Origin of the sequence: Bifidobacterium phasiani (assembly GCF_019331775.1) — a bacterium.
GTDB classification, from domain to species: Bacteria; Actinomycetota; Actinomycetes; order Actinomycetales; family Bifidobacteriaceae; genus Bifidobacterium; species Bifidobacterium phasiani.
Genome location: NZ_JAHBBD010000006.1, coordinates 1 through 23,546, shown reverse-complemented (window position 1 = coordinate 23,546; position 23,546 = coordinate 1). Strand labels below are relative to the sequence as shown.

Below are 23,546 nucleotides of genomic sequence, written 5' to 3'. Positions count from 1 at the left end.
TGTTGTGCAATTGTTAGGATGCGCGCCCCGACACGCCGTCCGGCCTCCGACCGGTTGCCGCGGCGCCTGCGGCGGGCAGCCGGCGCAGCCGCCGCGTCGCGCGCACGATCATGTACACGCCCAGGACGGTGACGGTCAGGCAGATCGCCGCGCCCGACAGCGCGATCATCAGCGGCCGGAAGTACGGGTCGTCGCGCTCCGATCCGAACTGGCCGAGCATCGCGATCTCCAGCGACAGCATCGAGACCAGCGCGGAGACCAGGTTCACATGGCCCGCCGCCGCGATGGCCGGGCTGTCGAGCCGCCGGTAGCGCACCACGTTCACGACGGCCGCGATCGTGCTGTAGAACGTGTACAGGGCCATGACGTAGATCAGCGTCCCCGCGTACTCGAACCCCTCGTTCTTGCTCAGCACCAGCACCACCAGGCCGATCAGGACCATGTTCATCGCCAGCAGCACGATGCCGCACAACCGGTAGCGGCGCAGCTCGGCGCCCAGGTTCCGGCCGAAGCCGTGCAGCCGCGCGTACCGCACCAGCGAGAACCGCGTCACCGACAGCAGGATGTAGTAGGCCGCCAGCGTGCCGAACCACACCGAATGGTAGTAGAACCCGGACAGCGCGTTCGTGGCCGAGTACAGCAGGTTGATGGCCAGCGAGCCGAGCAGCGACAGCCGCAGCTTGAACGGCAGGTCGTCCTGGAAGCGCCGCACGTAGGCGTTGCGGCGCAGCCGGTCGTTGCCGCGCCGCACCAGCGGCACGATGCCGGCGCACACCACGACCAGCGCGTACGCGGAGACGAGGTACGCCACGATCGACAGCGGATGCCCGTCGCCGAACACCGTGAACGCCAGGACCAGCAGCGCCACGCCGGCCACGACGCTGACGGCGGTCACGGCGGGGCCGGGCCTCAGGATCCGCAGCGCGATCCGCCGGGCCGCCGCGAGCCTGCGGTTCCGCGGGGTCGACGGGTTCGGCCGGTCCGGCGCATCGGGCGACGCCGTCCGTCCGGCCACGGCGCCTTGCGGGCGATCGACGCGCCCGCGATCGTCGCGGACCATCATGCCTCCCGTCGCAGCGACACCGTGAACGTACTGCCCACGCCCACCTCACTGGTCACCGTGATGTCGCCGCCGACGATGTCGATGACGCGCTTGACCAGCGCGAGGCCGAGCCCGTTGCCCTGCGTGGCGTGCGAGGTGTCGCCCTGATAGAACTTCTCGAAGATGTGCCGCCCGGTCTCCGGGTCGATGCCGCAGCCGGTGTCCGCCACGCGCACGACGGCGCGGTCGCCGTCGGCGTGCATGCTCAGCGTGACGCGGCCGCGCGGCTCGGTGAACTTGATGGCGTTGGACAGCAGGTTGTTCCATACCAGCGTGAGCAGTTCGGCGTCGGCGTTGACGCGCACGCCGTCCTCCACGTCCACGTCGATGTCCAGCGCCTTGTCCTCCCACGCCCGCTCGAAGCTGAGCAGGCATTCGCGCAGCTGCTCGCCGAGGTCGTACGGCTTCGCCGCCGGGTAGATCTGCTGGTTCTCCAGCTTGTTGAGCCGCAGGATGTTCGTGATGAGCGCGGCGAGCCCGCCGGAGGCCTCGGTGATGGCCCGGGCGCACTCGGTCCGCCGCTCCTCGCTCAGCCCCGGCCGCTGCAGCAGCCTGCCGTAGCTCTGGATGACCGACAGCGGGGTCTTGAGCTCGTGGGACACGCTGGCGATGAAGTCGGTGCGCAGCGTCTCCATGCCGGCCAGCTCCTCGGCCATGCCGTTGATGCGCTCCCCGATGACGTTGAAGCCGTCCATGCCCCACGGGTCGGAGCGGACCGGCACCCGCGCGGAGAAGTCGCCCCGCGCGATGCGGTCGGCCGCCTGGGTGATGCGCCGGATCGGCCGGTCGACCAGCAGGCGGCGCCGGACCTCGTCGGCGACCGCCCCGACGGCGCTGAGCGCCACCACGTTGGCGAAGGTGAGCTTCGCCGCCGCCTCCAGCTGGTCGCGGTCCCACGTCACGCCCGTCGTGCCGGCCAGCGTGTCGAGGAACAGCAGCATGCAGCAGGTCAGGATGAACGCGATCAACGCGAACAGCAGAACGAAGCGCCTCAGGACCAGCAGCCACCTGCGGCCGCGGCCGGCGTGCGCCGATGCACCGGCGTCCATGTCGTCTCCCCCGTTCTCTCGATGGTCCGGGGCCTCCGGCCCGGCCGGCGGCCCTGGAACCAGCCTACCCGCCGCGCACGCGAACAGGCCCGGAGCCCCTGGCCCCGGACCTGGAACGCTCGGCGGCGGGCGGTCAGCATCCGCACGGCCGCCCGGCCGCCGTCAGCGCAGCCCCTTGCACAGCGGGATCAGGCACAGCAGCAGCACGATGCCGAGCAGGCCGACCACGATGCCCGGAACCATCAGCACGGCGCCCCAGACCATCGTCATGCACATGCCGATGCCCAGCGTCAGCGTGCCGACGACGGCCAGCGCCGCGGTGCCGATCGTCTTGGCGCTCAGGCGGACGACCAGCGACTTGCCCTCCATCTTGCGGCGGACCATCGGCAGCGCCACCAGCGCCACCAGGCCGACGACCGCGACCACGACGCCCTGGTCGAACGCGCCCCACTCCGCGACCAGGCACATGCACATGCCCAGCGCGAACAGGATGCCGCCGATCACGCCCATGATCATCGACACGAAATTCTTCTTCTCCATCGCCGATACACCTCCACGGCTCCATACGTTGTTTTCCTGGCGGTATCCCGCCTGACAACGCCTACGGTACGGCGGCGGTGTTGGCGAGCCGTCGGCGAATTGTTGGCGAAACGTTAAGCCGTCGGCCCGTCCGCGGCCGGATTCGCCCCGGCCGCGGCCCCTTCGGCGCCGGAGCGCTTCAGCTCGTCGCGAATCTCGCGCAGCACCTCGAGCGTCTGCTCCTGCGCGCTCGGGCCGGCCGCGGCCTCCTCGTCGGCCTGCTCCTTGGCGAGCGCCGCGGCCGACAGGTCGCGCACCTTGTTGATCGGCAGGATGATGCAGAAGTACACGGCCACGCCGACGAGCAGGAAGTTGATCACGGCGTTGAGGATCGCGCCGAACGAGACGGTGGCGCCGTTGAACGTGAACGCCAGCACGCCCGAGAGGTCGGGCACGCCGCCGATCATGCCGATCAGCGGGCTGATCAGGTTGTCGACGACCGAGTTGACGACGGTGGTGACCGCGGAGCCCATCACCACGCCGACGGCCATGTCGATCATCGAGCCGCGCGAGATGAACTTCTTGAATCCGGCCAGCGGGCCCTTGTCGGTCAGGGCGGCGACGTTGCGCGCGGCCGTGCCGGTGGCCTTCAGCGCGCTCTGGGCGGTGGCGTTGACGTTGTTGACGATGTTGGCGACCATGGGTTCCTCCTTGCTGCCTGGTCTGCGGCAGCTTCCACGCTACCAGCCCGGCCGCCGGCCCGGGGCGCCAGCCCACCCCATGGAGGGCCGCCGCTCACCGCCCCAGCGTAAAGCTCAGCATGTCGATGGCGCCGCTGCCGCGGTAGGTCAGGTACAGCGGGCGCACGCCCCTGGGCCGTTCGCCGGCGCCGCAGGCCATCGCGCGGTGCCGCTGGCCGACGGACACGGGGATCCGCATGATCGGGTCGCCGCCCTCCGGGTCCGTGCCGACGGTGATCGTGCCGCGGGCGTCGCCGCGCACGCCGTCGCCGCGGTGCGCGCGTACGAGCACGGCGACGCTCAGGCGGCCGGACCGCCCAGCCGCGTCGCCGCCGTCACCGTCGCCACCGAAATCGAAGTACTTGTATCCGGCGGTCGCGCCGTCGCCCATGTTCGCCACGTACTGCCGCGCGGACGGCGAACCGTCCGGCTCGTCCTGCGTGAAGTAGGGGTGCATGCGCAGCGTGCGCTTCGGATGCGCGCCGTCGTACCGCCCGGTGCCCCGATCGCTCCACAGGTCGCAGGCGATGCGCGCCTCGTAGGTGCCTTCGGCGGCCAGCGGCCCGCCGTTCAGGCCGCAGCTGGTCATCTCGGCCTGCGCGAACCAGATCGCGCCGCCGCCGCGGTGCCAGTCGAGCCGTTCGGCGCAGGCCTGCCGCGCATACGAGCTGCGGTTGGTCTGCCGGTGGTAGAAGACGTAGAAGTCGTCGCCCAGACGCAGCAGGCCGCCGTGGTTGTTGCCGGTGTAGTTGCGCGCGTGGCGCTCGTCGGGCACGCCCGGCAGGCCGATGTCGCCGTTGCTGACCAGCGTGCCGCCGTAGCGGAAGCCGCCGTCCGGCCGGTCGGAGACCGCGTAGCACAGCTCGTGGTTCAGCCGCGAGGAGTACACGAAGTAGTACATGCCGTCGTACTTGCGAATCGAGCTGGCCTCGAAGAACTCATGGCCCGGGAAGGAGCCCTCGCCGCGGTTGGGGAACACCAGCCGCTCCGGCGCGGCGATGGTGAGCATGTCGGGCTCGAGCTCGACCATGACGCCGCCGTCATGCCCGAGCCGCACGCCGCCGGTCACGGCCGGGGGCACCAGGACGGAGAAACCGGAGTACAGGTAGACGCGGCCGTCGTCGTCCACCAGCACGCCCGGGTCGAACGGGAACGAGTCACCCTCGCGGCGTCCCCACAACGTGCCGTCGGCGTAATGCACGTGGCCGTGGAACTCGAACGGGCCGGCCGGATCGTCCGCCACCGCGACGCCCATCACGCCCATGAAGTCGAATGCGTAGTACAGGTAGTAGCGGCCGTCCGGGCCGAGCGCGACGTCCGGGGCGAACAGCAGGCGCAGGCCGAGCCTGTTCCGCGGGTCCTGGTTTTTCCGGTAGATCACGCCCTCGTACCGCCACTCCCCCAGCCGCCGGCGGTTCCGGCGGGGCCGCGCGGGTTGTGCGGGCCACGGCCCGTAGACCGGCCCGCCCGCGGCATCGGACGCGGCCGGGTCGTCGTCCGGCAGGATCGGCGCCGACCAGCACACGTAGTCGTTCATGCAGAACATCGGCGCGCCGAACCGGTCGTGCGAGCCGTACACGTACACGCGGTCGCCGAACACGTGGGGCTCGCCGTCCGGAACGTACTCCCCTCCCGGAAGATATGGATTGAACATCTGCGCCATCGCATCCCTCCTTGCCTTACCTTCAGTATTAGCGCCCGCCGCCGCGAAACGGCGCGGGGCGCGCACCGATTGCCCCGATATCCGCACGACACGCCGCCGGCGCGCCCGTCGGGCGATGGCGAGCGCGGCACCCGTCAGGCAAAGGCCGGACGATGGCGAGCGCGGCGCCCCGAGGGCGTTGACGCTCCCCCATGCCACACTGGCATCATCCGATTCCTCCATCGCCGTGTCGGGCCGCACGAACCGACCGAACCCGCCGACGGCCCGCACGAGTCGGCCGCACCCGGCCGCCCACCGCTGCCCCCCGACCGCGCCGCACCGACACCACCACAAGCGACACCACCATGAGCACACCGAACTACGACCGCACCGTCGTCGCCTGCTTCAACGGCTACGTCACGCAGGCCATCGTCAACAACTTCATGCCGCTGCTGTTCGTCACGTTCTCCGCGGCGCTCGGCCTCGGCATGGCGCAGCTGTCGGCGCTGATCGGCGTCAACTTCGTCACGCAGCTCGTCGTCGACGTGCTCGCCGGCAAGTACGTGGACCGCATCGGCTACCGGCCCTGCATCATCGCCGCGCACGTCGCCTCGGCCGCGGGGCTGCTGACGCTCGGCCTGCTGCCGCCGCGCCTCGCCGATCCGTACCCGGCGCTGGTCGTCTCGGTGATGCTCTACGCCGTCGGCGGCGGGCTGATCGAGGTGATGGTCTCGCCGATCGTCAACACCTGCCCGTCCCGGCACAAGGCCAAGGCGATGAGCTTGCTGCACTCGTTCTACTGCTGGGGCCAGCTGGCCACGGTGGCGCTGTCCACGCTGTTCTTCGCCGTCGCCGGCCGCGACGCCTGGCCGGTGATGGCCTGCCTGTGGGCGCTGGTGCCCATCGCCGGCGTCGTGCTGTTCGCGGGCGCGCCGATGCCGCGCATCGTGCCGGAAGGCACCGCCGCGATGCGGTTCGGCGAGCTGGCGCGCAGCCCGCTGTTCGCGGTGTTCCTCGTCATGATGCTGTGCGCGGGCGCCTGCGAGCTGGGCATGAGCCAGTGGGCCAGCACGTTCGCCGAGACCGGCCTGGGCGTGGCGAAGACCGTGGGCGACCTGGCCGGTCCAGCCGCCTTCGCGCTGTTCATGGGGCTGAGCCGCACCATCTACGGCGTGGTCGGAGACCGGATCGACCTCGTCGCGTTCATCGGCTGCAGCGCGACGCTGTGCGTGGCGACCTACCTGCTGGCGGCGCTCTGCCCGATCCCGGCGGTCGGGCTGGTCGGGTGCGCGCTGACCGGGTTCGCCGTCGGCATCATGTGGCCGGGCACGTTCGCGCTGGCCGCGGAGGCGATGCCCGGAGGCGGCACGCTGATGTTCGCGCTGTTCGCGGTCGCCGGCGACCTCGGCTGCGCGGCCGGCCCGGCACTGGTCGGCATGGTCGCGGCCGGGCACGGCGACGACCTGCACGCCGGGCTGCTGGCCGGGGCGGTCTTCCCGGTCATACTGCTGGCCGGCATGCTCGCGATGCGGCGGCTGCGGCGGCGCGGCGCCTCCGACGCCTCCGACGCCCCGAGCCGGACCGTCTAGTCGGCGTCGTCCTCCGCGCCGGCCGCGAGAACCGGCTCGTCCAGGAAGTCGAGCACGCAGTCGAGGTACCGCCCCAGCGTGTCGTTCGGCATCGAGAAGATCTCGTGCAGCGACTCCGGGAAGCGGCGCAGGCGCACGTCGCCGCCGCCCTCGCGCACCCGCGCCGCGAAGGTCTCCTGCGGCCTGTTGCGCACCCAGATGTCGTGGCCGGCCTGGCAGATCAGCATCGGGGTCTCCACGTTCGCGCACGACTCGGGGCGCAGCACCGCGCGCGACAGCCGCAGCGCCTCGCGCACCCAGTTGTAGCTGGGCATGTTCGTCCGGCAGGCCGGGTCGGCGCAGCGCTGGCGATGGTACCAGCGCACGCGCGGCTCGCTCGCCTCGCGATAGTCGGTCAGGTCCAGATCCTCGCAGAACGCGGTCTGCCCGGCCACCGGCAGCTTGCCGAGTCCCAGGCCGCACGCCAGCTCGGCGAGCGCGGCGGCGACGCCGTTGGGAATGAACGCCGTGATCGGGGCGATCATCGGGCTGGAGAGCACGGCCTTGTCGAACAGCGAGGGGTACTGCTCCAGCACGGCGGCGCCGACGCCGCCGCCCATCGAATGGCCGTAGAGGTACAGCGGCGAGCCGTCGGCATGCTCGCGGGCCACGGTGTCCGCGAACTTCGCCAGATCGACCGCGTAACGCCGCCAGTCGTCGATCCACACGACGCCCGGATCGTCCACGTCTCGCGCGGAGTGGCCGTGGCCGCGGTGCTCCAGCACGCACACCGAATAGCCGGACAGCAGGAAGTACCAGATCATCTCCGAGTACTTCTGCGCGAATTCGGTGAATCCGTAGGACAGCACGATCGTGCCGCGGAACGTCGCGGTGGCGCCGTCCTCGCGCAGGGCGTCGAAGCGCCCGGCGTCATAGCACAGGTAGTGCAGTCGCCCGGGATCGTCGAGTTCGGGCAGACCGGGCCGTTGCGCCGGCTCCATCCACCCCTCATCGCAGCATGCGGCGAGCGCGGGCACCACGACGTCGTCCATCTCCTCGGCGTATCGGGTTTCATCGATGAGTGTCAACCGCATGGTTGTTACTGTAATCGATGCCGGGCCACGGCCGGGCGCGGACGCTTCGGGACTGGACGCACAGGCGTCTTGGCCGGATTTCGACCACGAGATAACCCGCTCAGCTGGGCTTGTTGCCTTAGCTGTAGCGGATTTGGGCCACTGCAGACACCCATCTCGATTACGTGAGGTGCCCGGACGGGGAGAGGCCGGGTATCGATGGCGGTATTCCGCCACTGATACCCGGCCTCTCCCGGTTTTGATGCCTCACGTAGTGGACTTCGATGTCGGCAGACCCCGAAATCCGCTACACCTAGGCCATATATGCGCCATCCGCCCCCGCATCGTCGGGCGATGCCACGCGAGCAAACCGGTTCACGGCCTCCGAGACGCCCGACGCATGCGCGCCCGGGCCGCCGCCCGGCCACCGGCAAGGCGTCCGAGCCGCGAACCGCCCCGAACGACTCTTCCGGACGGCGGCCGGCGAACCCGACCCGCTCAGCGCAGTCCCAGCGCGTCATAGAGGAAGTCGCGCTGCAGGATGAGCAGGTTCTCCGCCACCGTCTCGTCGTTGGTCATATGCGTGATCCCGGTGAGCGGCAGGAAGGTGTGCGGCCGGCCCGCGGCCATCAACGCCTGACTGAGCCGCAGCGAATGCGCGATGGTCACGTTGTCGTCGGCGAACCCGTGGATGAGCATCAGCGGGCGGCGCAGCTTCGGCGCGTCCTCGACGATGCCGTTACGGCGGTACGTCTCGGGGTCGAGGCCCAGGTAGCGCTCGGTGTAATGCGTGTCGTACAGCGTCCAGTCGGTGGGCGGGGCGCCGGCGCAGGCGGCGTGCACCACATCGGGCGCGTCCAGCACGGCGAGCGCGGAGAGGAACCCGCCGTACGACCAGCCGATCATCGCGACCTTCTCCAGGTCGGGCCGGGGCAGCGACACCTCGGCCACCCCGGCGCCGTCCGCGGCGGGCGTGAACCCGGCGAGCGAGCCGCGCGCCTGCGCGGCCGACAGCCTGGCCGGATCGGCGCCCGGCACCCACGCGGCGATCGCGGCGTCGGCGTCGGGCTCCCACAGCGCCGCGAGCGAATGCACGGCCTCGACCTGGTCGGCGAGCGTCACGTCCTTCATGGCCAGGTGGATCTCGCGATCCCACCTGGGGCCGCGCCCGGGGGTGCCACGGCCGTCGGCGGTCACGACCAGGAAGCCCTGGTCGGCCCACCACTGCGAATCCCAGTAGTACGCCTGGCTGAACAGCACCTGCTGCGCGCCCGGGCCGCCGTACGGCTTGAGCAGCACCGGCAGCTTCTCGGCGTGCGCGTAGGGGCTGGACGCGCTCGGCGCGGTGATGGCGGCGAGCAGCCGGTGCTCGCCGGGCAGCGTGACGAACACGGTGTTCGGGGTGAAGCCGGGCTCGCTGGCGTGCGATTCGATGACGGCGACGGCGGTCGAGGTGTACGGCACGCCCTCGTCGGTGGTCCCGCGGTCCTCCATGCGCCAGCTGTGGCTCATCAGCGCATAGGCGCCGCTCATGTCGCGTCCGGAGACGACCATGCCGGAGCCCGCGCGAGAGGCGGTCCACACGCCGGGCCGGCTGGTGAGCGGGGTGATGCCGCCGTTGAAGTCGAAGCTGACGATGTCCATGCTGCGCGCGTCGTGCAGCGGCGCGTCATCGCCCCAGGAGCCGAGCCCGTGCGTCTCGTCGGTCTCGGGCGTGCGCGAGACGACGCACAGCACGTCGTCGTCGGTCACGTCGAGCACCTGGCGCACCTGCCAGCTGGCCGGGGTGAACGCCCGTCCGTCGACGGTCAGCCGGTTCGTGTCGGCCTCCATGTCGTTGCTCGCGCACACCAGGCGGCCGTCCGGCGTGAACGCGGGCGTGCCGTGGATCAGGTCGAGCCACTGCGGGTTGGCGTGCTCCTCGAGCACGCGCGTGGCGATCGGCTCGCCGATGGCGGCCTCGGCGTCGACGCCGGCGCGGAACCCGGCGGCGGCGAGCTGCACCTCAAGCACCTGGTCGCGGTCCTGCAGGCGGTCCTGCACCAGCAGCAGCGGCTCGCGCCCCTTGCTCCAGCTCACGGCGGCCAGGTATTCGTAGGCCTCGTGGTCCCAGTCGACGTCGGCGACGTTGCACACCTGCACGCGCGGCTCGACGTAGTCGCCGTACTCGTCCGAGTCGGCGGGCGCGGCGGCCGGCTCGCCGGCCGGGCGCACGGTGAAGTCGACGTAGGCCAGCGACACGATGGCGTTCCTCGTCAGCGCGCGGGCGTAGCGGCGCGCCGCGGCCGGCTTCTCCGGGTCGGCCGGGTCGCAGATGTGCCACACGGGCTCCGGCTCCTCGTCGGTGGACTGCACGAGCAGCGCGCGCGAGTCGGGCGACCACCAGAAGCCCTCGTACCGGTCCATCTCCTCGCCGGCGACGAACTCGGCCAGGCCGACCGACTGGTCGGGGTAGGTGCACTCGTCCTCGTCGATGCCGATCACCAGCCAGTCCTCGTCCTCCTCGGCGGACGCGCCGAGCGCGACGACGTGGACCTCGCTGCCGGTGGTGTAGGCGATGAGCTCGCCGTCGGGGGAGATGCGCGGCATGATGACGGAGGCCGTCGGGTCGGCCAGCCCGACCTCGCGGGTCCGCGCGGTCACGTCGAGGCCCTCGCCGGCGATCTCGGTGAGGAACAGCTGGCCGTTGATGACGAACACGACGCGGCGGCCGGCGGCGTCCGTCGAGTACGAGACGATGCCCTGGCCGCCTTCGCGGGCGCGCTCGCGGCGGGCCTTCTCCTCCTCGGAGACGTCCTCGTTGTCGGCGTCGGCGAGCAGCTCGCGCGGGTCGGCGAGCGGCACCTCGCGGTGGTCGGAGCCGTCGGCGGCCCACACGCTCATCCACAGCGCGGTGACCAGGTCGTCGGGGCCGTCGGAGCGCAGGAACAGCGCCCGCGAGCCGTCGCCGACGACCTGCGCGGAACGCGGGGCGCCGGAGGTGAAACGCAGCGTGCGCGCCTTGCGGCGCGGGAACTCGGCAATCGCCTGTGATGCAGTCATATCGTTCATGCGTCCCACGCTACCCACCCATCAGGAAAACACGGGGGAGAGGCCGCCCCGCGCCGCCGCCGGCATCGGAACCGGACGTCCGGGAAAGGGGGGCACGAGCATCCGCCGCCGATGGCGGGGGAGGGGCGCGAACGGGGCGTCCGCGGGAGGGCACGACGCGGCCGCAGGGAGAGCACATGGGGCGCGCCGCGCAAGTACAACGTTTTACTCTGCACCGCTTCCCCACAGCGGCCGATTTTCGTGAGCATGTTTTGCAAGTATTGCCGCCGTGTTTGGGCACAGTTCGCCACCTTGCGTAGGATAGGGGAAGAATAGAAAGGGATCACCATGAGCGTTCTCGACCGTTCCGGGAAGGACGAAGAGAGGAATGGCAGCTTTCTCGACCGCTTCGAAAAGGGTCTGGAGAGCAAGGTCAACGGCCTCTTCGCCAAAATCGGGTCCAAGGACCTGCAGCCCGTCGACCTCTCCAGCGCGCTTGAGCGCGAGATCGACGCCGAAGCCATGCCCGTGGGGCGCGACCGTACCGTGGCGCCGAACGAATACCGCTTCAAGCTGAGCACCCCTGACTTTGATCGCATCGAACAGTGGGGCTCCGAGGCCCTGGCCAACGAGCTCGCCGACAACCTGACGCAGTACGCCAAGAGCCAGCACTACGCGTTCGTCGGCCCCGTGGTGGTCATCTTCGAGGAGGACCTCGACCTGAACAAGGGCAGCTTCAACCTCTCGTCCGAGTCGGTCCAGGGCAACGCCGTGCCCGTCACCACCGACGACCAGACCGAGGACAGCCCGATGCTGGAGATCAACAACAGCCAGTACCTGCTGACCAAGGACAAGACGGTCATCGGGCGCGGATCCGGCTGCGACATCGTCATCGACGACCCGGGCATCTCCCGCAAGCACCTGGAAATCGACATCACCGACAACGGCGTGATCGCGCGCGACCTCGGCTCCACGAACGGCACGTACGTGGAGGGCCACCAGGTGCCCGCCGCCACGCTGCTCGACGGCAACACGATCACGATCGGCCGCACCCGCATCCTGTACTGGGCTTCCTCGCAGGATCAGGAGTAGCCCCAGCACGGAAACCGAAGTTCCGACATGACGCTCACCGAACTTACCTTCGCGATACTCAAGTACGGGTTCCTGATCCTGCTGTGGGTATTCGTCTTCCTGACGGTGCGCTCGCTGCGCAAGGACATCGAGACCTTCAGCCCGCGCAAGTCGCGGGCCCACCGTCGCAAGGAACGTCTGGCGCGCAAGGCCGTGGAGTCGCCGACTCCGGCCGCGAGCCCAAGCACACCCGCCACGCCGCCGCCGACGCACGAGATGCCGAGCACGCCGAAGGCCGGCCCCTCGCTGCTCGTCATCATCGACGGCCCCCTGGCGGGCACATCCATTCCACTTGGCAACGATTCGATCACCCTGGGGCGCGCCGCGTCGAACTCGGTGGTGCTCGACGACGAGTTCGTCTCCTCGCACCATGCCCGCGTCTACCCCGACCCCGCGTCCCGCCAGTGGGCCATCGAGGATCTGGGCAGCACGAACGGCACCGTGGTCAACCAGCAGCGCATCGGCACGCCGACGATCCTGGCGCCCAGGGTCCCGGTCCGCATCGGAGCCACCACGTTCGAGTTGAGGTGACGCCATGTCCGGCTCCGAATCCTCACAACCCCTGTTCATGTACTCCACGACGGTCTCCGACGTGGGCACCGTGCGCAGCAACAACCAGGACTCGTCCTTCGCGGGCGAGCGCCTGGTCGCCATCTGCGACGGCATGGGCGGCCACGCCGGCGGCGACACCGCCTCGACGATCGCGATCCGCTCGCTGGCCCACATCGAGCGAGACGACGCGGATGCGGACGTCCGCACCGTCTCGACCATGCTGGAGACCTCGGTCATGGCCGCGCACGACGCGATCGTCGGCAAGGCCAAGCGCGAGCGCAAGCTCGCCGGCATGGGCACGACGGTGACGGCCGTCGCGCTGGTCGGCAGCTGGTGGGTGCTGGCCCACATCGGCGACTCGCGCGCGTACCTGCTGCGCGACGGCAAGCTCACGCGCATGACGCAGGACCATAGCTACGTGCAGCACCTCATCGACACGGGCCGCATCAGCGAGGCCGAGGCGCGCAACCACCCGCAGCGCAACGTCGTGATGCGCGTGCTGGGCGACTTCGACATCGACCCGCGCCCGGACATCGCCATCTGCGCCGCGCACCCGACGGACCGCTGGCTGCTGTGCTCGGACGGCCTGAGCGGCGTGCTGGAGGACTCCACGCTGGAGGAGACGCTGTCGGGCGTCACCGACCAGGGGGAGTGCGCCCAGCGGCTGGTGGCGATGGCGCTGAACGCCGGCAGCACCGACAACGTCACCGTGGTCGTCGCCGACGCCACGCTCGCGCTGGACGCGAACGCGTTCGACCTGCCGCACCAGACCCCGCTGGTCGGCGGCGCGGCGAGCGCCAGCCTGGAGCCGATCGCCGACATCGTCCACGAGCCGGTCTCGTCGGCGCCCGCCCTGCGCGACGGCAAGGACTCGCCGGCGCAGCGCGCGGCGGCGCTGACGCAGGAGACCCGCCCCCAGGAGGCGCCGCGCGTCGCGCAGCCCTCGGCGGTCCGCGAGGAGAACGGCGACCTGAAGGAGCCGGACACCGGCGAGATCCCGATCGTGCAGAAGCAGGACGGCCGGCTTTCGGCCGATCCGAACGACCCCGAGGTCGCCAGGGCCATCCGCGACGAGCAGGCCGAGCAGCAGCAGGCGTCGCGCAAGAAGAGCCGCCGAGCGTTCATCGCCATCGTGTGCGGGGTCGTCGCCCTGCTGGTCGCGCTGGCCTGCGGCACGTTCCTCGCGTACGCCTGGAGCCAAAGCAAGTACTATCTGGGCGAAAGCGGCGACGTGGTCGCCATCTACCAGGGCGTGCCCACGAACCTGTTCGGCTTCGAGCTCTCGCACGAGGTCGAGCAGACCGACATCCGCCTCGACGATCTGCCGGAATCCTGGCGGACGCAGGTGGAGCAGGGCATCCTGGTGGACAGCCTGGACCAGGCCCGCGAGCACGCCACGCTGATCGAGGAGCAGATGCTCGAGCTGGAGGGCGGCGCGCACGGATCCTCCGGCTCGTCGTCCGGCTCGGGTTCCGGCGCGGACTCCGGCTCCGACCGGTCGACGGGCTCCGACGGGGCCGACGACGGCGACGCGTCCGACGCGCGGCAGTCCGACGCGGACGCCCAGCAGTCGGACGCCCGGCAGTCGGACGCGGAGGGCGGTGACGCGCGATGATGCGGACACGCCTGCGCCAGATCGGCCTGCTGCTGCTCGCGATGGCGATCAGCTTCCTCGCGTTCTTCCAGATGTTCGAGCGCACCACCGGCGGATTCCCGATGCAGTACGCGGGCATGCTCGCGCTGACGGGCGTGCTCTACCTGGCGCTGTGGGGCCTGATCGTCAGGTTCCAGCCCTACGCCGGCCAGTCGATCCTGCCGTGCGTGCTCATGCTCACCTCCATCGGCACCGTGATGATCTCACGCATCGACCAGTCGATGGACACCTCGGTCGGGTTCCGCCAGCTGGTCTGGCTGTGCCTGGCGCTGGTGGCGTGCGGGCTGATCGTCGTGTTCCTGCAGGACTACCGCATTCTGCGCCGCTTCTCGTACGTGAGCATGGTGATCGGCCTGGCGCTGCTGCTGTCGCCGATGATCCCGGGCCTCGGCGTGGAGCAGTACGGCGCGCGCATCTGGCTCAACGTCTTCGGCCTGGGCACGATCCAGCCCAGCGAGTTCGCCAAGCTGTTCCTCGCGTTCTTCTTCGCCGCGTACCTGTTCGACCACCGCGACCAGCTCGCGGTCGGCGGCAGGAAGGTGCTCGGCCTGCAGCTGCCGCGCATCCGCGACCTCGGGCCGATCGCGGTGATCTGGGCCGTGTCGATGCTCGTGCTCATCGTGCAGCGCGACCTGGGCACCGGCCTGATGTTCTTCGCGATGTTCGTCTCGATGCTGTACGTGGCCACCGGCCGCACCAGCTGGCTGGTGATCGGCGGCATCGCCGGCGCCGTCGGCGCGGTGGCGCTGTTCGGCATCTTCGGCCACGCCAACGCGCGCCTCGACGCCTGGCTGCACGCCTTCGACGACGACGTGTACTACGCCGACTACGGCGGCTCGTACCAGCCGGTGAACGGCGTGTTCGGCATGGCCTCGGGCGGCATGGTCGGCACCGGCCTGGGCCAGGGCCACCCGACCATCACGCCGTTCGCGAACTCCGACTTCATCTTCGACTCGGTCGGCGAGGAGATGGGCCTGGTCGGCGTCCTGGCGGTGCTGATGCTGTACCTGCTGGTCATCGGCTCGGGCCTGCTCACGGCCCTGAAGATCAAGGACGGCTTCGGCAAGCTGCTCGCCTGCGGCCTGGTGTTCACGATGGCCTTCCAGGTGTTCACGGTCGCCGGCGGCAACACGCTGGTCATCCCGCTGACCGGCCTGACGATGCCCTACATGGCGGCCGGCGGCTCCTCGCTGATCGCGAACTACCTGCTCGCGGCGCTGCTCATCGTCATCTCGAACGCGGCGAACAAGCCCGAACCGGAGATCAGCACCGACACCTTCCAGTACGAGGCGCTGGCGGTGCTGCGCGAGCGCGAGCTCAAGGAGCGCGAGGCCAGGACCCAGGCCATCGCCAGGCCCCGTTCGGTGACGGGAGGTGCGGCATGAACAAGTCCCTGCGTCAGGTCTTCACCGCCGTCGTCGTGCTGTTCGTGGTCCTCGCGCTGTCGTCCAGCGCGATCTCGGCGGTGTTCGCCGACCGGCTCAACGCCGACTCGCGCAACTCCCGCGCGCTGTACCAGGCGCTCGGCGCGCCGCGCGGCGCGATCCTGGCCTCGGACGGCACGGTGCTCGCGCAGTCCGACCCGGTCAACGACTCGTTCTCCTACCAGCGCTCCTACAGCAACGGTCCGGTGTACGCGCCGGTGACCGGCTTCTTCTCGATCACGCACACGGCGGACCGCGGCATCGAGGCGTCGCGCAACGAGCAGCTCAACGGCCAGGCCAGCTCGATGATCTGGCAGCAGTTCCGCTCGCTGCTCACCGGCTCGGAGAACCAGGGCGCCTCGATCGAGACCTCGATCGACACCGGGCTGCAGACGCTCGCCTACCAGCTGCTCGACGGCTACGAGGGTTCGGTGGTCGTCAGCGAGCCGTCCACCGGCCGCATCCTGGCGATGGTCAGCACCCCGAGCTACGACCCGAACCAGCTGGCGACGCACGACGGCACGCAGGCCAACGACGCCTACACCCAGCTGGCGACCGACGAGTCGAACCCGATGCTGAACCGCGCGACCTCGCAGCTGTACCCGCCCGGATCGACGTTCAAGGTCATCGTGGCCGCCGCCGCGCTGGAAAGCGGCGACTACGACATCGACACCCAGATCCCCGCCGGCGCCAGCTACACGCTGCCCGGCACCGAGACCGCGCTGACCAACGCCACCTCCGCCGGCGACGGCACCAACGGGACGATGACGCTGAACGACGCGCTCACCTACTCGTCGAACACCGCGTTCGCGCAGCTCGGCGTCGCGCTGGGCGCCGACACGCTGCGCGAGATGGCCGAGAAGTTCGGCTACGGCTCGCCGATCCGCGTCGACGGCACGACGGCGACCGGCACGCCGACCGAGGCGGTGGCCTCGCAGTTCCCCGGGTCGCTCGGCGACGACCGGCTGGCGCTGGCCTCGATCGGCCAGGGCGACGTGCTGTCCACCCCGCTGCAGAACCTGCTGGTCGCGATGGCGGTCGCCAACGACGGCACGATCATGCAGCCGACGCTGGTGGACCGCGTGCGCGCCAGCGACCTGTCGGTGATCGCCGAGACGCGCCCGCAGACGCTGACCCGCGTGTTCGGCGAGGACACGGCCGACAAGCTCACGCAGATGATGGAGTCGGTGGTCACCTACGACGCGCCGAACCTGCAGATCGACGGCGTGTCCGTGGCCGCGAAGACCGGCACCGCGCAGATCGGCGAGAACAACGAGGCCAACGACGCCTGGGTGATCGGGTTCGCCCCGGCCGACGACCCGCAGATCGCCGTCTCCGTCGTGGTCCACAATGTCAACACCTACGGCGCTTCGGCGGCGGGGCCGATCATGAACCAGATCATGAGGGAGGCGTTGCAGCAATGAGACTCATCGCGGGACAGCTCATCCACCGCCGCTACCGCCTCGACAGCAGGCTGGCCCAGGGCGGCATGGGCGAGGTCTGGAAGGGCTACGACATCCAGCTCGGCCGCCCGGTCGCCATCAAGGCGCTGCGCAGCGACGCCGGCGACTCCGAGGCCAAGCTGCGCCGGCTGCGCGCCGAGGCGCACAACTCGGCGAACCTCGCGCACCCGAACATCGCCGCGCTGTTCGAGTACTACGAGCACGACGGCATCGGGTTCCTCATCATGGAGTACGTGCCCAGCAAGTCGCTGGCCGACCGCTACCACGAGAAGGGCGCGATGGACCCGATCGAGCTGCTGCCGATCCTGGCGCAGACGGCCCGCGGGCTGTACGTCGCGCATTCGCACGGGGTCATCCACCGCGACGTGAAGCCGGCCAACATCATGGTGTCCGACACCGGCGAGGTCAAGATCACCGACTTCGGCGTCTCCTACTCGACCAACCAGGAGCAGATCACGCAGGACGGCATGGTCGTCGGCACCGCGCAGTACATCTCGCCCGAGCAGGCGCAGGGCAAGCACGCCACGCCGCAGTCCGACATCTACTCGCTCGGCGTCGTCGCCTACGAGGGCCTGTGCGGCCACCGCCCGTTCACCGGCGCCACGCCGGTCGACATCGCCGCGGCGCACGTGAACAACCCGGTGCCGCCGCTGCCCGACACGGTGGACCTGCAGCTGTCGCAGTTCGTCATGTCGATGCTGCAGAAGGACCCGCTGGACCGCCCGAAGGACGCGCTCGTGGTCGCGCGCACGCTGACCAGGATCGAGCGCCGCCTGCTCGACCAGCAGACGCAGCAGGCCGAGACGATCACGGTCGCGCCGGGGGGCCGCATGCCGCGCAGGGTGATGAGCGCCCCGCACGTCAACGAATCCGTGGTGCGGCTTTCGGCGCTGATGGCGCCGCGCCCGCATGTGACGCACATCAATGGCTCCACCGTCGGCGGCAACGCCACCCCGCCGACCCAGGGAAATGGGAGGGAACAACAATGAGCAGCAGCATGCCCACCTCGCTGGCAGGCGGACGTTACCAGCTGGGCCAGTCCATCGGCCATGGGGGCATGGCCGAGGTCTACGTGGGGCTCGACACGCGCCTTGGCCGCACCGTCGCGATCAAGATCATGCGCGCCGAGCTGTCCAACGACCAGATCTTCCTGTCCCGCTTCCGCCGCGAGGCGCATTCGGTCGCGCAGATGAACAACCCGAACATCGTGAACATCTACGATTCGGGCGAGGAGGCGTTCACCCGCGAGAACGGCGTCACCGAGCACCTGCCGTACCTGGTGATGGAGTACGTCAAGGGCCAGACGCTGCGCGACATCATCAAGGCGAACGGCGCGCTCAGCCAGCGCGACGCCGAGCAGGTGATGCTCGGCGTGCTCAACGCGCTCGAGTACTCGCACCGCATGGGCGTGATCCACCGCGACATCAAGCCCGGCAACATCATGATCTCCGAGCAGGGCGTGGTCAAGGTCATGGACTTCGGCATCGCCCGCGCGCTCGACGACTCCGCCGCGACGATGACCCAGTCGCAGGGCGTGGTCGGCACCGCGCAGTACCTGTCCCCGGAGCAGGCGCGCGGCGAGACCGTCGACATGCGCTCCGACCTGTACTCGGCCGGCTGCGTGCTGTACGAGATGCTCACGGGCCGTCCGCCGTTCACCGGCGACTCCGCCGTGGCGATCGCCTACCAGCACGTCTCCGAGGTGGCCACGCCGCCGAGCGCCGTGGTGCCCGGCCTGCCGAAGATGTGGGACTCGATCTGCGCGAAGGCGATGGCCAAGGACCGCCAGAACCGCTACGCGACGGCCGCGGAGTTCAAGAACGACATCCTGACGTACATGAACGGCGGCGTGCCGGTGGCGGCCGCGTTCAACCCGCTCACCGACCTGACGAACATGAAGGCCCGCAAGCAGGCCGAGCAGGACGCCGCCACCGTGGCGATGAACCCGACGGAGACCGGCGCCACGCAGGCGTTCAACCCGGTGACCGGCCAGTTCGAGCAGATCCCCGCCAACACGCAGGGCGCCGAGCTCAAGTCGCGCGCCGAGCAGCGCGCCGAGGCCGCCAAGGCGCGCCGCAAGCGCAACACCGTCATCGCCTCGGTCGTGACCGTCATCGTGCTGGCCGCGGCCGCGTTCTGCGTGTGGTGGTTCGTGCTGCGCACGCCGGCCGCGCAGACCACCACGGTCCCCGAGCTCAACGCGTCGTGGACGGAGACGCAGATCCGGAAGACCATCGAGGACGCCGGGCTCGTCTTCGAACGCGAGACCGACACCGAGTCGATCGAGCCGGAGGGCACGTTCACGCGCTCCGACCCGGACAGCGGCGAGACCGTCGAGGTCGGCTCGACCGTGACCTGCTACTTCTCCGACGGCCCCGACACGACGACGATCCCCGACGTGTCGAACCGTTCGCAGGACGAGGCGCGGCAGATGCTCGAGGACGCCGGCTTCAAGGTCAACACCTCGGTGACCAGCCAGAACAGCGGCACCGTCGAGCGCGACCAGGTCATCGGCACCAACCCGGCCGCCGGCGAGACCGCCGAGGAGGGCACGCTGGTCACGCTGATCGTGGCCACCGGCATGGTGCAGATCCCGGACGGTCTGGTCGGACAGGCGCAGGACGCCGTCATCAGCACGCTCAACCAGAACAGCCTGCTGACCAACACGCGCACCGAGTCCTCCAGCACCGTGCCCGAGGGGTCGGTCACGCGCATCGAGCCGGGCTCCGGCGAGGTGGTGGCCTGGGGCTCCTCGGTGACCGTGTGGGTGTCCACCGGCCCCGAGCAGGTGACCGTGCCGAGCTTCACGCTCGGTGCGACGACGCTGTCGTACGTGCGCCAGCAGCTGACGGCGCTGGGGCTGAACGTCACGGTCAGCGGCCCGGACGACGACTACGCCACCGTCACCGACGTCTCGTCGATGGGCGAGCAGGTCGACGCCGGCTCGACGATCACCGTCACCACGCAGGCGGCGACGACGCCGGGCTCGGGCGATGACGACGGCGGCACCACCGGCACCGGCAACGGCAACGGGAACGGCAACAAGGCGGACGACTCGCAGTAGCGGGTCCGCGTGGCCGGGATCCGGGCCGGTCCCGGCCACGCGGGCAATGCCCATGCATGACGATGGCGGGCCGCGGAACCATTCCGCGGCCCGCCATCGCGTTCCGGCCGGTCGACCCCGCGCCTGCCGGGCCCCGGGCCCGACGCCCCCGCGTGGGCCGCGAACCGAACGCATGCGCCCGCAAACCGCCGCCGGGCATCGTTCCGGCCGCGCACGACGGCGGTCATGAGAACACCGGCGCCGCTGCCGGCGCCGGCAGCACAGCGCCCAGGACCGGACCTACGCGGCCACCTTGGGCCGCAATCCCAGCGAGCGCTCGACGGCGTTCGTCTGGCCGCACACCGCCAGCCAGTTCGCCAGCAGGCGGTAGCCGCCCTCGGTCATCACCGACTCCGGGTGGAACTGCACCGCATACAGCGGCAGGTCGCGGTGCCGGATGCCCTGCACGATGTGGTCGCCCTGCGTCCAGGCGGTGACCACGATCTCGTCCGGCACGGAGTCCGGATCCACGGCCAGCGAGTGGTAGCGGGTCGCGGTCATCGGGTTGGGCACGCCGGCGAAGATCTCGTCATCGACATGCTCCACCTGGCTGGTCTTGCCGTGCATGATCGTCGGCGCATGGCCGACCGTGCAGCCGTACACCTCCGCCAGCGCCTGCATGCCCAGGCACACGCCGAACATCGGCGTGCGCCCGGCGGCGCAGCGGCGGATCACGTCCTCGCTGGCGCCGGAGTCCGCCGGGGCGCCCGGGCCGGGGGAGACGAGCACGCCGTCGTAGCCGTCCAGCAGCCCCGGCCGGGACGGGTCGATGGCGTCGTTGCGCACCACCTCCACCGTCGCGCCGAGCGTCTGCAGATAGCCGACGATCGTGTAGACGAACGAATCGTAGTTGTCCACCACCAGAATGCGCGCCGAATCGGTCATCACGGTCCTCCTGTCGTATCGTTCCGCGGGCGCGCCGGCTCCGGGCGCCCGCCGCCGCGGTCTGAGCCGCTATACGGTCACGTAATTGGACATGGCCTGCAGGAACGGTATGTTCGCGGCCAGCCACGGATAGCCCCACTGCAGCAGCGCCGCGGCGGCGGCCACCAGCAGCAGCGCCAGCAACAGCACGCGCACCGGCAGCACGCCGGGCTGGTGGCGCAGCAGCCCGCCGTAGATGCTCACGTCGGGCTTCGGGCGGGCACCCTCGCGGATCTCGCGCAGCACCGGCCAGCGCCACACGATCGCGGCCGCGATGAAGATCACCAGGTAGGCGAGCAGCGCGACGACCACCACCGGCTGCAACGACCCCAGCCGCGAGACCACCGAGGGCTGTTCGTTGTTGATGAAGCGCACGGCGCCCGTCTCGTCGACGCTGGTCAGCTCCGCGGGCACGCCGTCGGAGACCCTGGCCCAGTACTCCAGCTCGCCGTAGCTGATCCATCGCTTCGTCGCGGTCGTGTACTTCGGCTCGCAGGTGGTCAGCGTGATCATGCGCTTGGTCGGCGCCGCGCCCGGATTCTCCGGGTTCGCCGCCACGACCTCGACCTGGTCGGGCGTGACGATCGTGAAAGTAGTGTAGCGGTACACGTACCAGTAGTCCTGCGTGCGCACGACGATGGCGTCGCCCTCCTGCAGCAGGTCGACGTCGGCGAGCGGCTGCCCGTAGCCGTTGCGGTGGCCGGCCACCGCGAAGTTGCCGAGCTCGCCGGGCATCTGCGAGGTCTCATAGTGGCCCATGCCGTGGCGGTTGAGCTGCTCCTGGCTCGTGCCCTCCACGATGTTGCGCACCCACTGGTCGCCGAACCGCGGGATGTAGATCTCCGCGACCAGGTCGCCCTCGGCGGCGCCTTCCGGCTGCACCGGCGGATCGCCCTCCTGCGGCTGGGCGATCGCGACCTCGTCGCCGCCGGCCGCCGGATCCACCCAGTCGGCGGACTGGCGGGTCTCGACCTGCGCGTGCTCGGCCTCGACGCCGGTCCACCACATCTGCCACACGATGTACAGCGCGCACACGGCCGCCAGCGTGAACAGCAGCTCGATGACGACGCCGAGCACCGAACGCATGACGCCGCGCTCGGAGGTCGCGAGCGCGCGCCCGGCGGCGCTCCTGGGCCCGGTGCTGGAAGCATGTTTCATTCCTGCGTCCCCTCGTCCTGGCTCTTCGCCGACGCATAGCGCAGCGGCTGGAGCAGCATGGCCGACTCCTCGAAATGCAGGTCGTCGGATGTCTCAACGTCCCAGCCTAGACCGAACGCACTGACATATTCCTTGTAGGTGTTCACGGCCTGGGATTCGTCCAGCGCGTCGAGCAGCCCATCGACCGGGCCGATCGCCGTCACCGTGAACGGCGGCGAGTACTGGCGGCCCTGCAGCATCAGCACGTTGCCGGAGCAGATCACCGCGGAGCTGAACAGCACGCGCTGGTCCTGGATCATCATCGCCTCGGCGCCGCCCGCCCACAGCGCGTTGACCACGGCCTCCACGTCCTGCTGGTGGACCACGTAGTCGTTGATGTTCGCGGTCGAGCCGGAGTCGTCCACCATCGTCTCCCACAGCGGGGAGTCGTCGAGCGTGACGGTGACGCCGGGGCCCCACACCTCCGGCAGCATCGTGCCCGAACCGGCGTCCTCGGAGGCGTTGTCGGTGTCCTTGGTGACGAATTCGTTGAGCGTGTCGATCCGCGAGCTGAGGTCGTTGACCTCGTCCTGCAGCTCGGCGGCGCGGTCCACGCGCTGCTCGATCAGGTCGGCCGTGTCGGAGGAGACCGTCGTGGTGCGGTTCACACGGAAGTTCGTCATCATCAGATAGACGGTCAACGCCACGACGACCACGACCGCGACACTGCCGACCCAGGTGCGACGCACGCCGTGCTTGCCGGTGTGTCTTGCCATATCTCCTCCGGAGCGGGATGTTTTCGACCCTCTGTTAGCTGTCTTCGATTCTAGCCACTATGATGACTTTTAGCCTATTGAATGGAGACTATGCTGATGGCTGACGAAGAGCTGCACGAAACCGACGAAGACCAGAAGGACTGGCAGGCCGCCGTCGACGGCGAAGCCCAGGCCGCCGGCGGCGACGCGGATCCGCAGGCCGAGGACTACGGCGTGCCGATGGACAAGGTCGAGGCCGTACTCAACGCCACCGCCGACAAGACGATGCTGACCCCGCAGATGCAGCGCATGATGCAGCGCCAGGCGGAGAACACCAAGCGCGTGGAGGAGTCCATCAAGGGCACCAAGTCGAACCCGCGCTGGTTCGTGCCGCTGTTCTGCGTCCTGATGATCATCGGCCTGGTCTGGGCGGTGGTGTACTACCTCACCTCCGACTACCCGATCCCGGGCATCGGCGCGTGGAACCTGCTCATCGCATTCGGCATCATCATGGTGGGCTTCATCATGACGATGTGGTGGCGCTGAGCCGGTCTGAACTGCGTCCCGTTTGTTGGACGTTGTTTATTAGGATACAGGGTCTAGGCTGTGAGGGACATGCTCCGGTATTCCTCCGGGGTGTGTCCCTCCAGTCGTATCTGGCGCCGTTTGGTGTTCCAGTG

The 23,546-nt window shown here is 69.8% G+C and carries 20 protein-coding genes; 9 read left to right on the top strand and 11 right to left on the bottom strand.

From position 1 onward, the window contains the following. Positions 1-13: 13 nt before the first annotated feature. The 5 genes from KIH73_RS03780 to KIH73_RS03760 all read right to left on the bottom strand — a co-directional run bounded on the left by KIH73_RS03780 (position 14) and on the right by KIH73_RS03760 (position 5,073). A complete protein-coding gene (locus KIH73_RS03780) occupies positions 14-1,015 on the bottom strand; it encodes a hypothetical protein (protein WP_219080710.1) in 1,002 nt (333 codons plus the stop codon). 44 nt (positions 1,016-1,059) lie between these two features. Beyond that, the gene (locus tag KIH73_RS03775; RefSeq protein WP_219080708.1) at positions 1,060-2,151 is read right to left on the bottom strand and encodes a HAMP domain-containing sensor histidine kinase; all 1,092 of its coding nucleotides are present in this window, start codon (positions 2,149-2,151) and stop codon (positions 1,060-1,062) included. A 162-nt stretch (positions 2,152-2,313) separates the two neighbouring features. Beyond that, positions 2,314-2,691 (bottom strand): hypothetical protein, encoded by a 378-nt coding sequence (locus KIH73_RS03770; protein ID WP_219080706.1) that lies wholly within the window; start codon positions 2,689-2,691, stop codon positions 2,314-2,316. A gap of 113 nt (positions 2,692-2,804) precedes the next feature. Next, entirely contained in the window at positions 2,805-3,371 is a 567-nt protein-coding gene (gene mscL, locus KIH73_RS03765; RefSeq protein WP_219080704.1) for a large conductance mechanosensitive channel protein MscL, read from the bottom strand. A 94-nt stretch (positions 3,372-3,465) separates the two neighbouring features. Beyond that, on the bottom strand, positions 3,466-5,073 hold the full coding sequence (locus KIH73_RS03760) for a family 43 glycosylhydrolase (protein ID WP_219080702.1): 1,608 nt from the start codon (positions 5,071-5,073) through the stop codon (positions 3,466-3,468). A 344-nt stretch (positions 5,074-5,417) separates the two neighbouring features. Between KIH73_RS03760 and KIH73_RS03755 the strand changes: the two genes are divergently transcribed. Next, positions 5,418-6,641 (top strand): MFS transporter, encoded by a 1,224-nt coding sequence (locus tag KIH73_RS03755; RefSeq protein WP_219080700.1) that lies wholly within the window; start codon positions 5,418-5,420, stop codon positions 6,639-6,641. Here the strand turns inward: KIH73_RS03755 and KIH73_RS03750 are convergent. Together KIH73_RS03750 and KIH73_RS03745 are read right to left on the bottom strand one after the other, a co-directional pair. After that, entirely contained in the window at positions 6,638-7,714 is a 1,077-nt protein-coding gene (locus tag KIH73_RS03750; RefSeq protein WP_219080698.1) for an alpha/beta fold hydrolase, read from the bottom strand. The two genes, KIH73_RS03755 and KIH73_RS03750, sit on opposite strands and share 4 nt — an antisense overlap. Before the next feature lie 477 nt (positions 7,715-8,191). Beyond that, the gene (locus KIH73_RS03745) at positions 8,192-10,753 is read right to left on the bottom strand and encodes a S9 family peptidase (protein ID WP_219080696.1); all 2,562 of its coding nucleotides are present in this window, start codon (positions 10,751-10,753) and stop codon (positions 8,192-8,194) included. 318 nt (positions 10,754-11,071) lie between these two features. Here KIH73_RS03745 and KIH73_RS03740 point away from each other — a divergent pair, with 318 nt between their 5' ends. The 7 genes from KIH73_RS03740 to pknB are packed head-to-tail and all read left to right on the top strand — an operon-like array spanning position 11,072 to position 20,011. Then, the gene (locus tag KIH73_RS03740) at positions 11,072-11,815 is read left to right on the top strand and encodes an FhaA domain-containing protein (protein WP_219080694.1); all 744 of its coding nucleotides are present in this window, start codon (positions 11,072-11,074) and stop codon (positions 11,813-11,815) included. A 27-nt stretch (positions 11,816-11,842) separates the two neighbouring features. Next, positions 11,843-12,385: an FHA domain-containing protein FhaB/FipA gene (locus tag KIH73_RS03735; RefSeq protein ID WP_219080692.1), complete on the top strand. Its 543-nt coding sequence runs from the start codon at positions 11,843-11,845 to the stop codon at positions 12,383-12,385. A gap of 4 nt (positions 12,386-12,389) precedes the next feature. Beyond that, the gene (locus KIH73_RS03730) at positions 12,390-14,021 is read left to right on the top strand and encodes a protein phosphatase 2C domain-containing protein (RefSeq protein ID WP_219080690.1); all 1,632 of its coding nucleotides are present in this window, start codon (positions 12,390-12,392) and stop codon (positions 14,019-14,021) included. Then, entirely contained in the window at positions 14,018-15,445 is a 1,428-nt protein-coding gene (locus KIH73_RS03725; RefSeq protein WP_219080688.1) for an FtsW/RodA/SpoVE family cell cycle protein, read from the top strand. Before KIH73_RS03730 ends, KIH73_RS03725 begins: the two co-directional genes overlap by 4 nt. Continuing rightward, a complete protein-coding gene (locus KIH73_RS03720; RefSeq protein WP_219080686.1) occupies positions 15,442-16,908 on the top strand; it encodes a peptidoglycan D,D-transpeptidase FtsI family protein in 1,467 nt (488 codons plus the stop codon). The genes KIH73_RS03725 and KIH73_RS03720 overlap by 4 nt, the downstream gene beginning before the upstream one ends. After that, a complete protein-coding gene (locus KIH73_RS03715) occupies positions 16,905-17,936 on the top strand; it encodes a serine/threonine-protein kinase (RefSeq protein ID WP_219080684.1) in 1,032 nt (343 codons plus the stop codon). Before KIH73_RS03720 ends, KIH73_RS03715 begins: the two co-directional genes overlap by 4 nt. Continuing rightward, positions 17,933-20,011 (top strand): Stk1 family PASTA domain-containing Ser/Thr kinase, encoded by a 2,079-nt coding sequence (pknB, locus tag KIH73_RS03710; RefSeq protein ID WP_219080682.1) that lies wholly within the window; start codon positions 17,933-17,935, stop codon positions 20,009-20,011. The genes KIH73_RS03715 and pknB overlap by 4 nt, the downstream gene beginning before the upstream one ends. A gap of 279 nt (positions 20,012-20,290) precedes the next feature. On the opposite strand, the gene KIH73_RS03705 is transcribed toward pknB, so the two are convergent. The 3 genes from KIH73_RS03705 to KIH73_RS03695 form a co-directional block, all read right to left on the bottom strand. After that, positions 20,291-20,935: an anthranilate synthase component II gene (locus tag KIH73_RS03705; RefSeq protein WP_219080680.1), complete on the bottom strand. Its 645-nt coding sequence runs from the start codon at positions 20,933-20,935 to the stop codon at positions 20,291-20,293. 69 nt (positions 20,936-21,004) lie between these two features. Beyond that, the gene (locus KIH73_RS03700; RefSeq protein WP_219080678.1) at positions 21,005-22,132 is read right to left on the bottom strand and encodes a class E sortase; all 1,128 of its coding nucleotides are present in this window, start codon (positions 22,130-22,132) and stop codon (positions 21,005-21,007) included. After that, a complete protein-coding gene (locus tag KIH73_RS03695) occupies positions 22,129-22,887 on the bottom strand; it encodes a DUF881 domain-containing protein (protein ID WP_219080676.1) in 759 nt (252 codons plus the stop codon). Before KIH73_RS03695 ends, KIH73_RS03700 begins: the two co-directional genes overlap by 4 nt. Positions 22,888-22,983: 96 nt before the next feature. Between KIH73_RS03695 and crgA the strand changes: the two genes are divergently transcribed. Beyond that, the gene (gene crgA / locus KIH73_RS03690) at positions 22,984-23,412 is read left to right on the top strand and encodes a cell division protein CrgA (protein WP_219080674.1); all 429 of its coding nucleotides are present in this window, start codon (positions 22,984-22,986) and stop codon (positions 23,410-23,412) included. A gap of 53 nt (positions 23,413-23,465) precedes the next feature. On the opposite strand, the gene KIH73_RS11090 is transcribed toward crgA, so the two are convergent. Continuing rightward, positions 23,466-23,546: IS3 family transposase (locus tag KIH73_RS11090; protein WP_338023950.1), on the bottom strand; the 81-nt coding region annotated here is incomplete at its 5' end.

What these genes read in the sequence shown, in the direction of transcription:
- KIH73_RS03730 (WP_219080690.1), top strand. Translation starts at nt 12,390, where the DNA reads ATGTCCGGCTCCGAATCCTCACAACCCCTGTTCATGTACTCCACGACG.
- KIH73_RS03740 (WP_219080694.1), top strand. Translation starts at nt 11,072, where the DNA reads ATGAGCGTTCTCGACCGTTCCGGGAAGGACGAAGAGAGGAATGGCAGC.
- KIH73_RS03775 (WP_219080708.1), bottom strand. Translation starts at nt 2,151, where the DNA reads ATGGACGCCGGTGCATCGGCGCACGCCGGCCGCGGCCGCAGGTGGCTG.
- KIH73_RS03720 (WP_219080686.1), top strand. Translation starts at nt 15,442, where the DNA reads ATGAACAAGTCCCTGCGTCAGGTCTTCACCGCCGTCGTCGTGCTGTTC.
- KIH73_RS03735 (WP_219080692.1), top strand. Translation starts at nt 11,843, where the DNA reads ATGACGCTCACCGAACTTACCTTCGCGATACTCAAGTACGGGTTCCTG.
- KIH73_RS03725 (WP_219080688.1), top strand. Translation starts at nt 14,018, where the DNA reads ATGATGCGGACACGCCTGCGCCAGATCGGCCTGCTGCTGCTCGCGATG.
- KIH73_RS03695 (WP_219080676.1), bottom strand. Translation starts at nt 22,887, where the DNA reads ATGGCAAGACACACCGGCAAGCACGGCGTGCGTCGCACCTGGGTCGGC.
- KIH73_RS03700 (WP_219080678.1), bottom strand. Translation starts at nt 22,132, where the DNA reads ATGAAACATGCTTCCAGCACCGGGCCCAGGAGCGCCGCCGGGCGCGCG.
- pknB (WP_219080682.1), top strand. Translation starts at nt 17,933, where the DNA reads ATGAGCAGCAGCATGCCCACCTCGCTGGCAGGCGGACGTTACCAGCTG.
- mscL (WP_219080704.1), bottom strand. Translation starts at nt 3,371, where the DNA reads ATGGTCGCCAACATCGTCAACAACGTCAACGCCACCGCCCAGAGCGCG.
- KIH73_RS03715 (WP_219080684.1), top strand. Translation starts at nt 16,905, where the DNA reads ATGAGACTCATCGCGGGACAGCTCATCCACCGCCGCTACCGCCTCGAC.
- crgA (WP_219080674.1), top strand. Translation starts at nt 22,984, where the DNA reads ATGGCTGACGAAGAGCTGCACGAAACCGACGAAGACCAGAAGGACTGG.
- KIH73_RS03750 (WP_219080698.1), bottom strand. Translation starts at nt 7,714, where the DNA reads ATGCGGTTGACACTCATCGATGAAACCCGATACGCCGAGGAGATGGAC.
- KIH73_RS03770 (WP_219080706.1), bottom strand. Translation starts at nt 2,691, where the DNA reads ATGGAGAAGAAGAATTTCGTGTCGATGATCATGGGCGTGATCGGCGGC.
- KIH73_RS03755 (WP_219080700.1), top strand. Translation starts at nt 5,418, where the DNA reads ATGAGCACACCGAACTACGACCGCACCGTCGTCGCCTGCTTCAACGGC.
- KIH73_RS03705 (WP_219080680.1), bottom strand. Translation starts at nt 20,935, where the DNA reads ATGACCGATTCGGCGCGCATTCTGGTGGTGGACAACTACGATTCGTTC.
- KIH73_RS03760 (WP_219080702.1), bottom strand. Translation starts at nt 5,073, where the DNA reads ATGGCGCAGATGTTCAATCCATATCTTCCGGGAGGGGAGTACGTTCCG.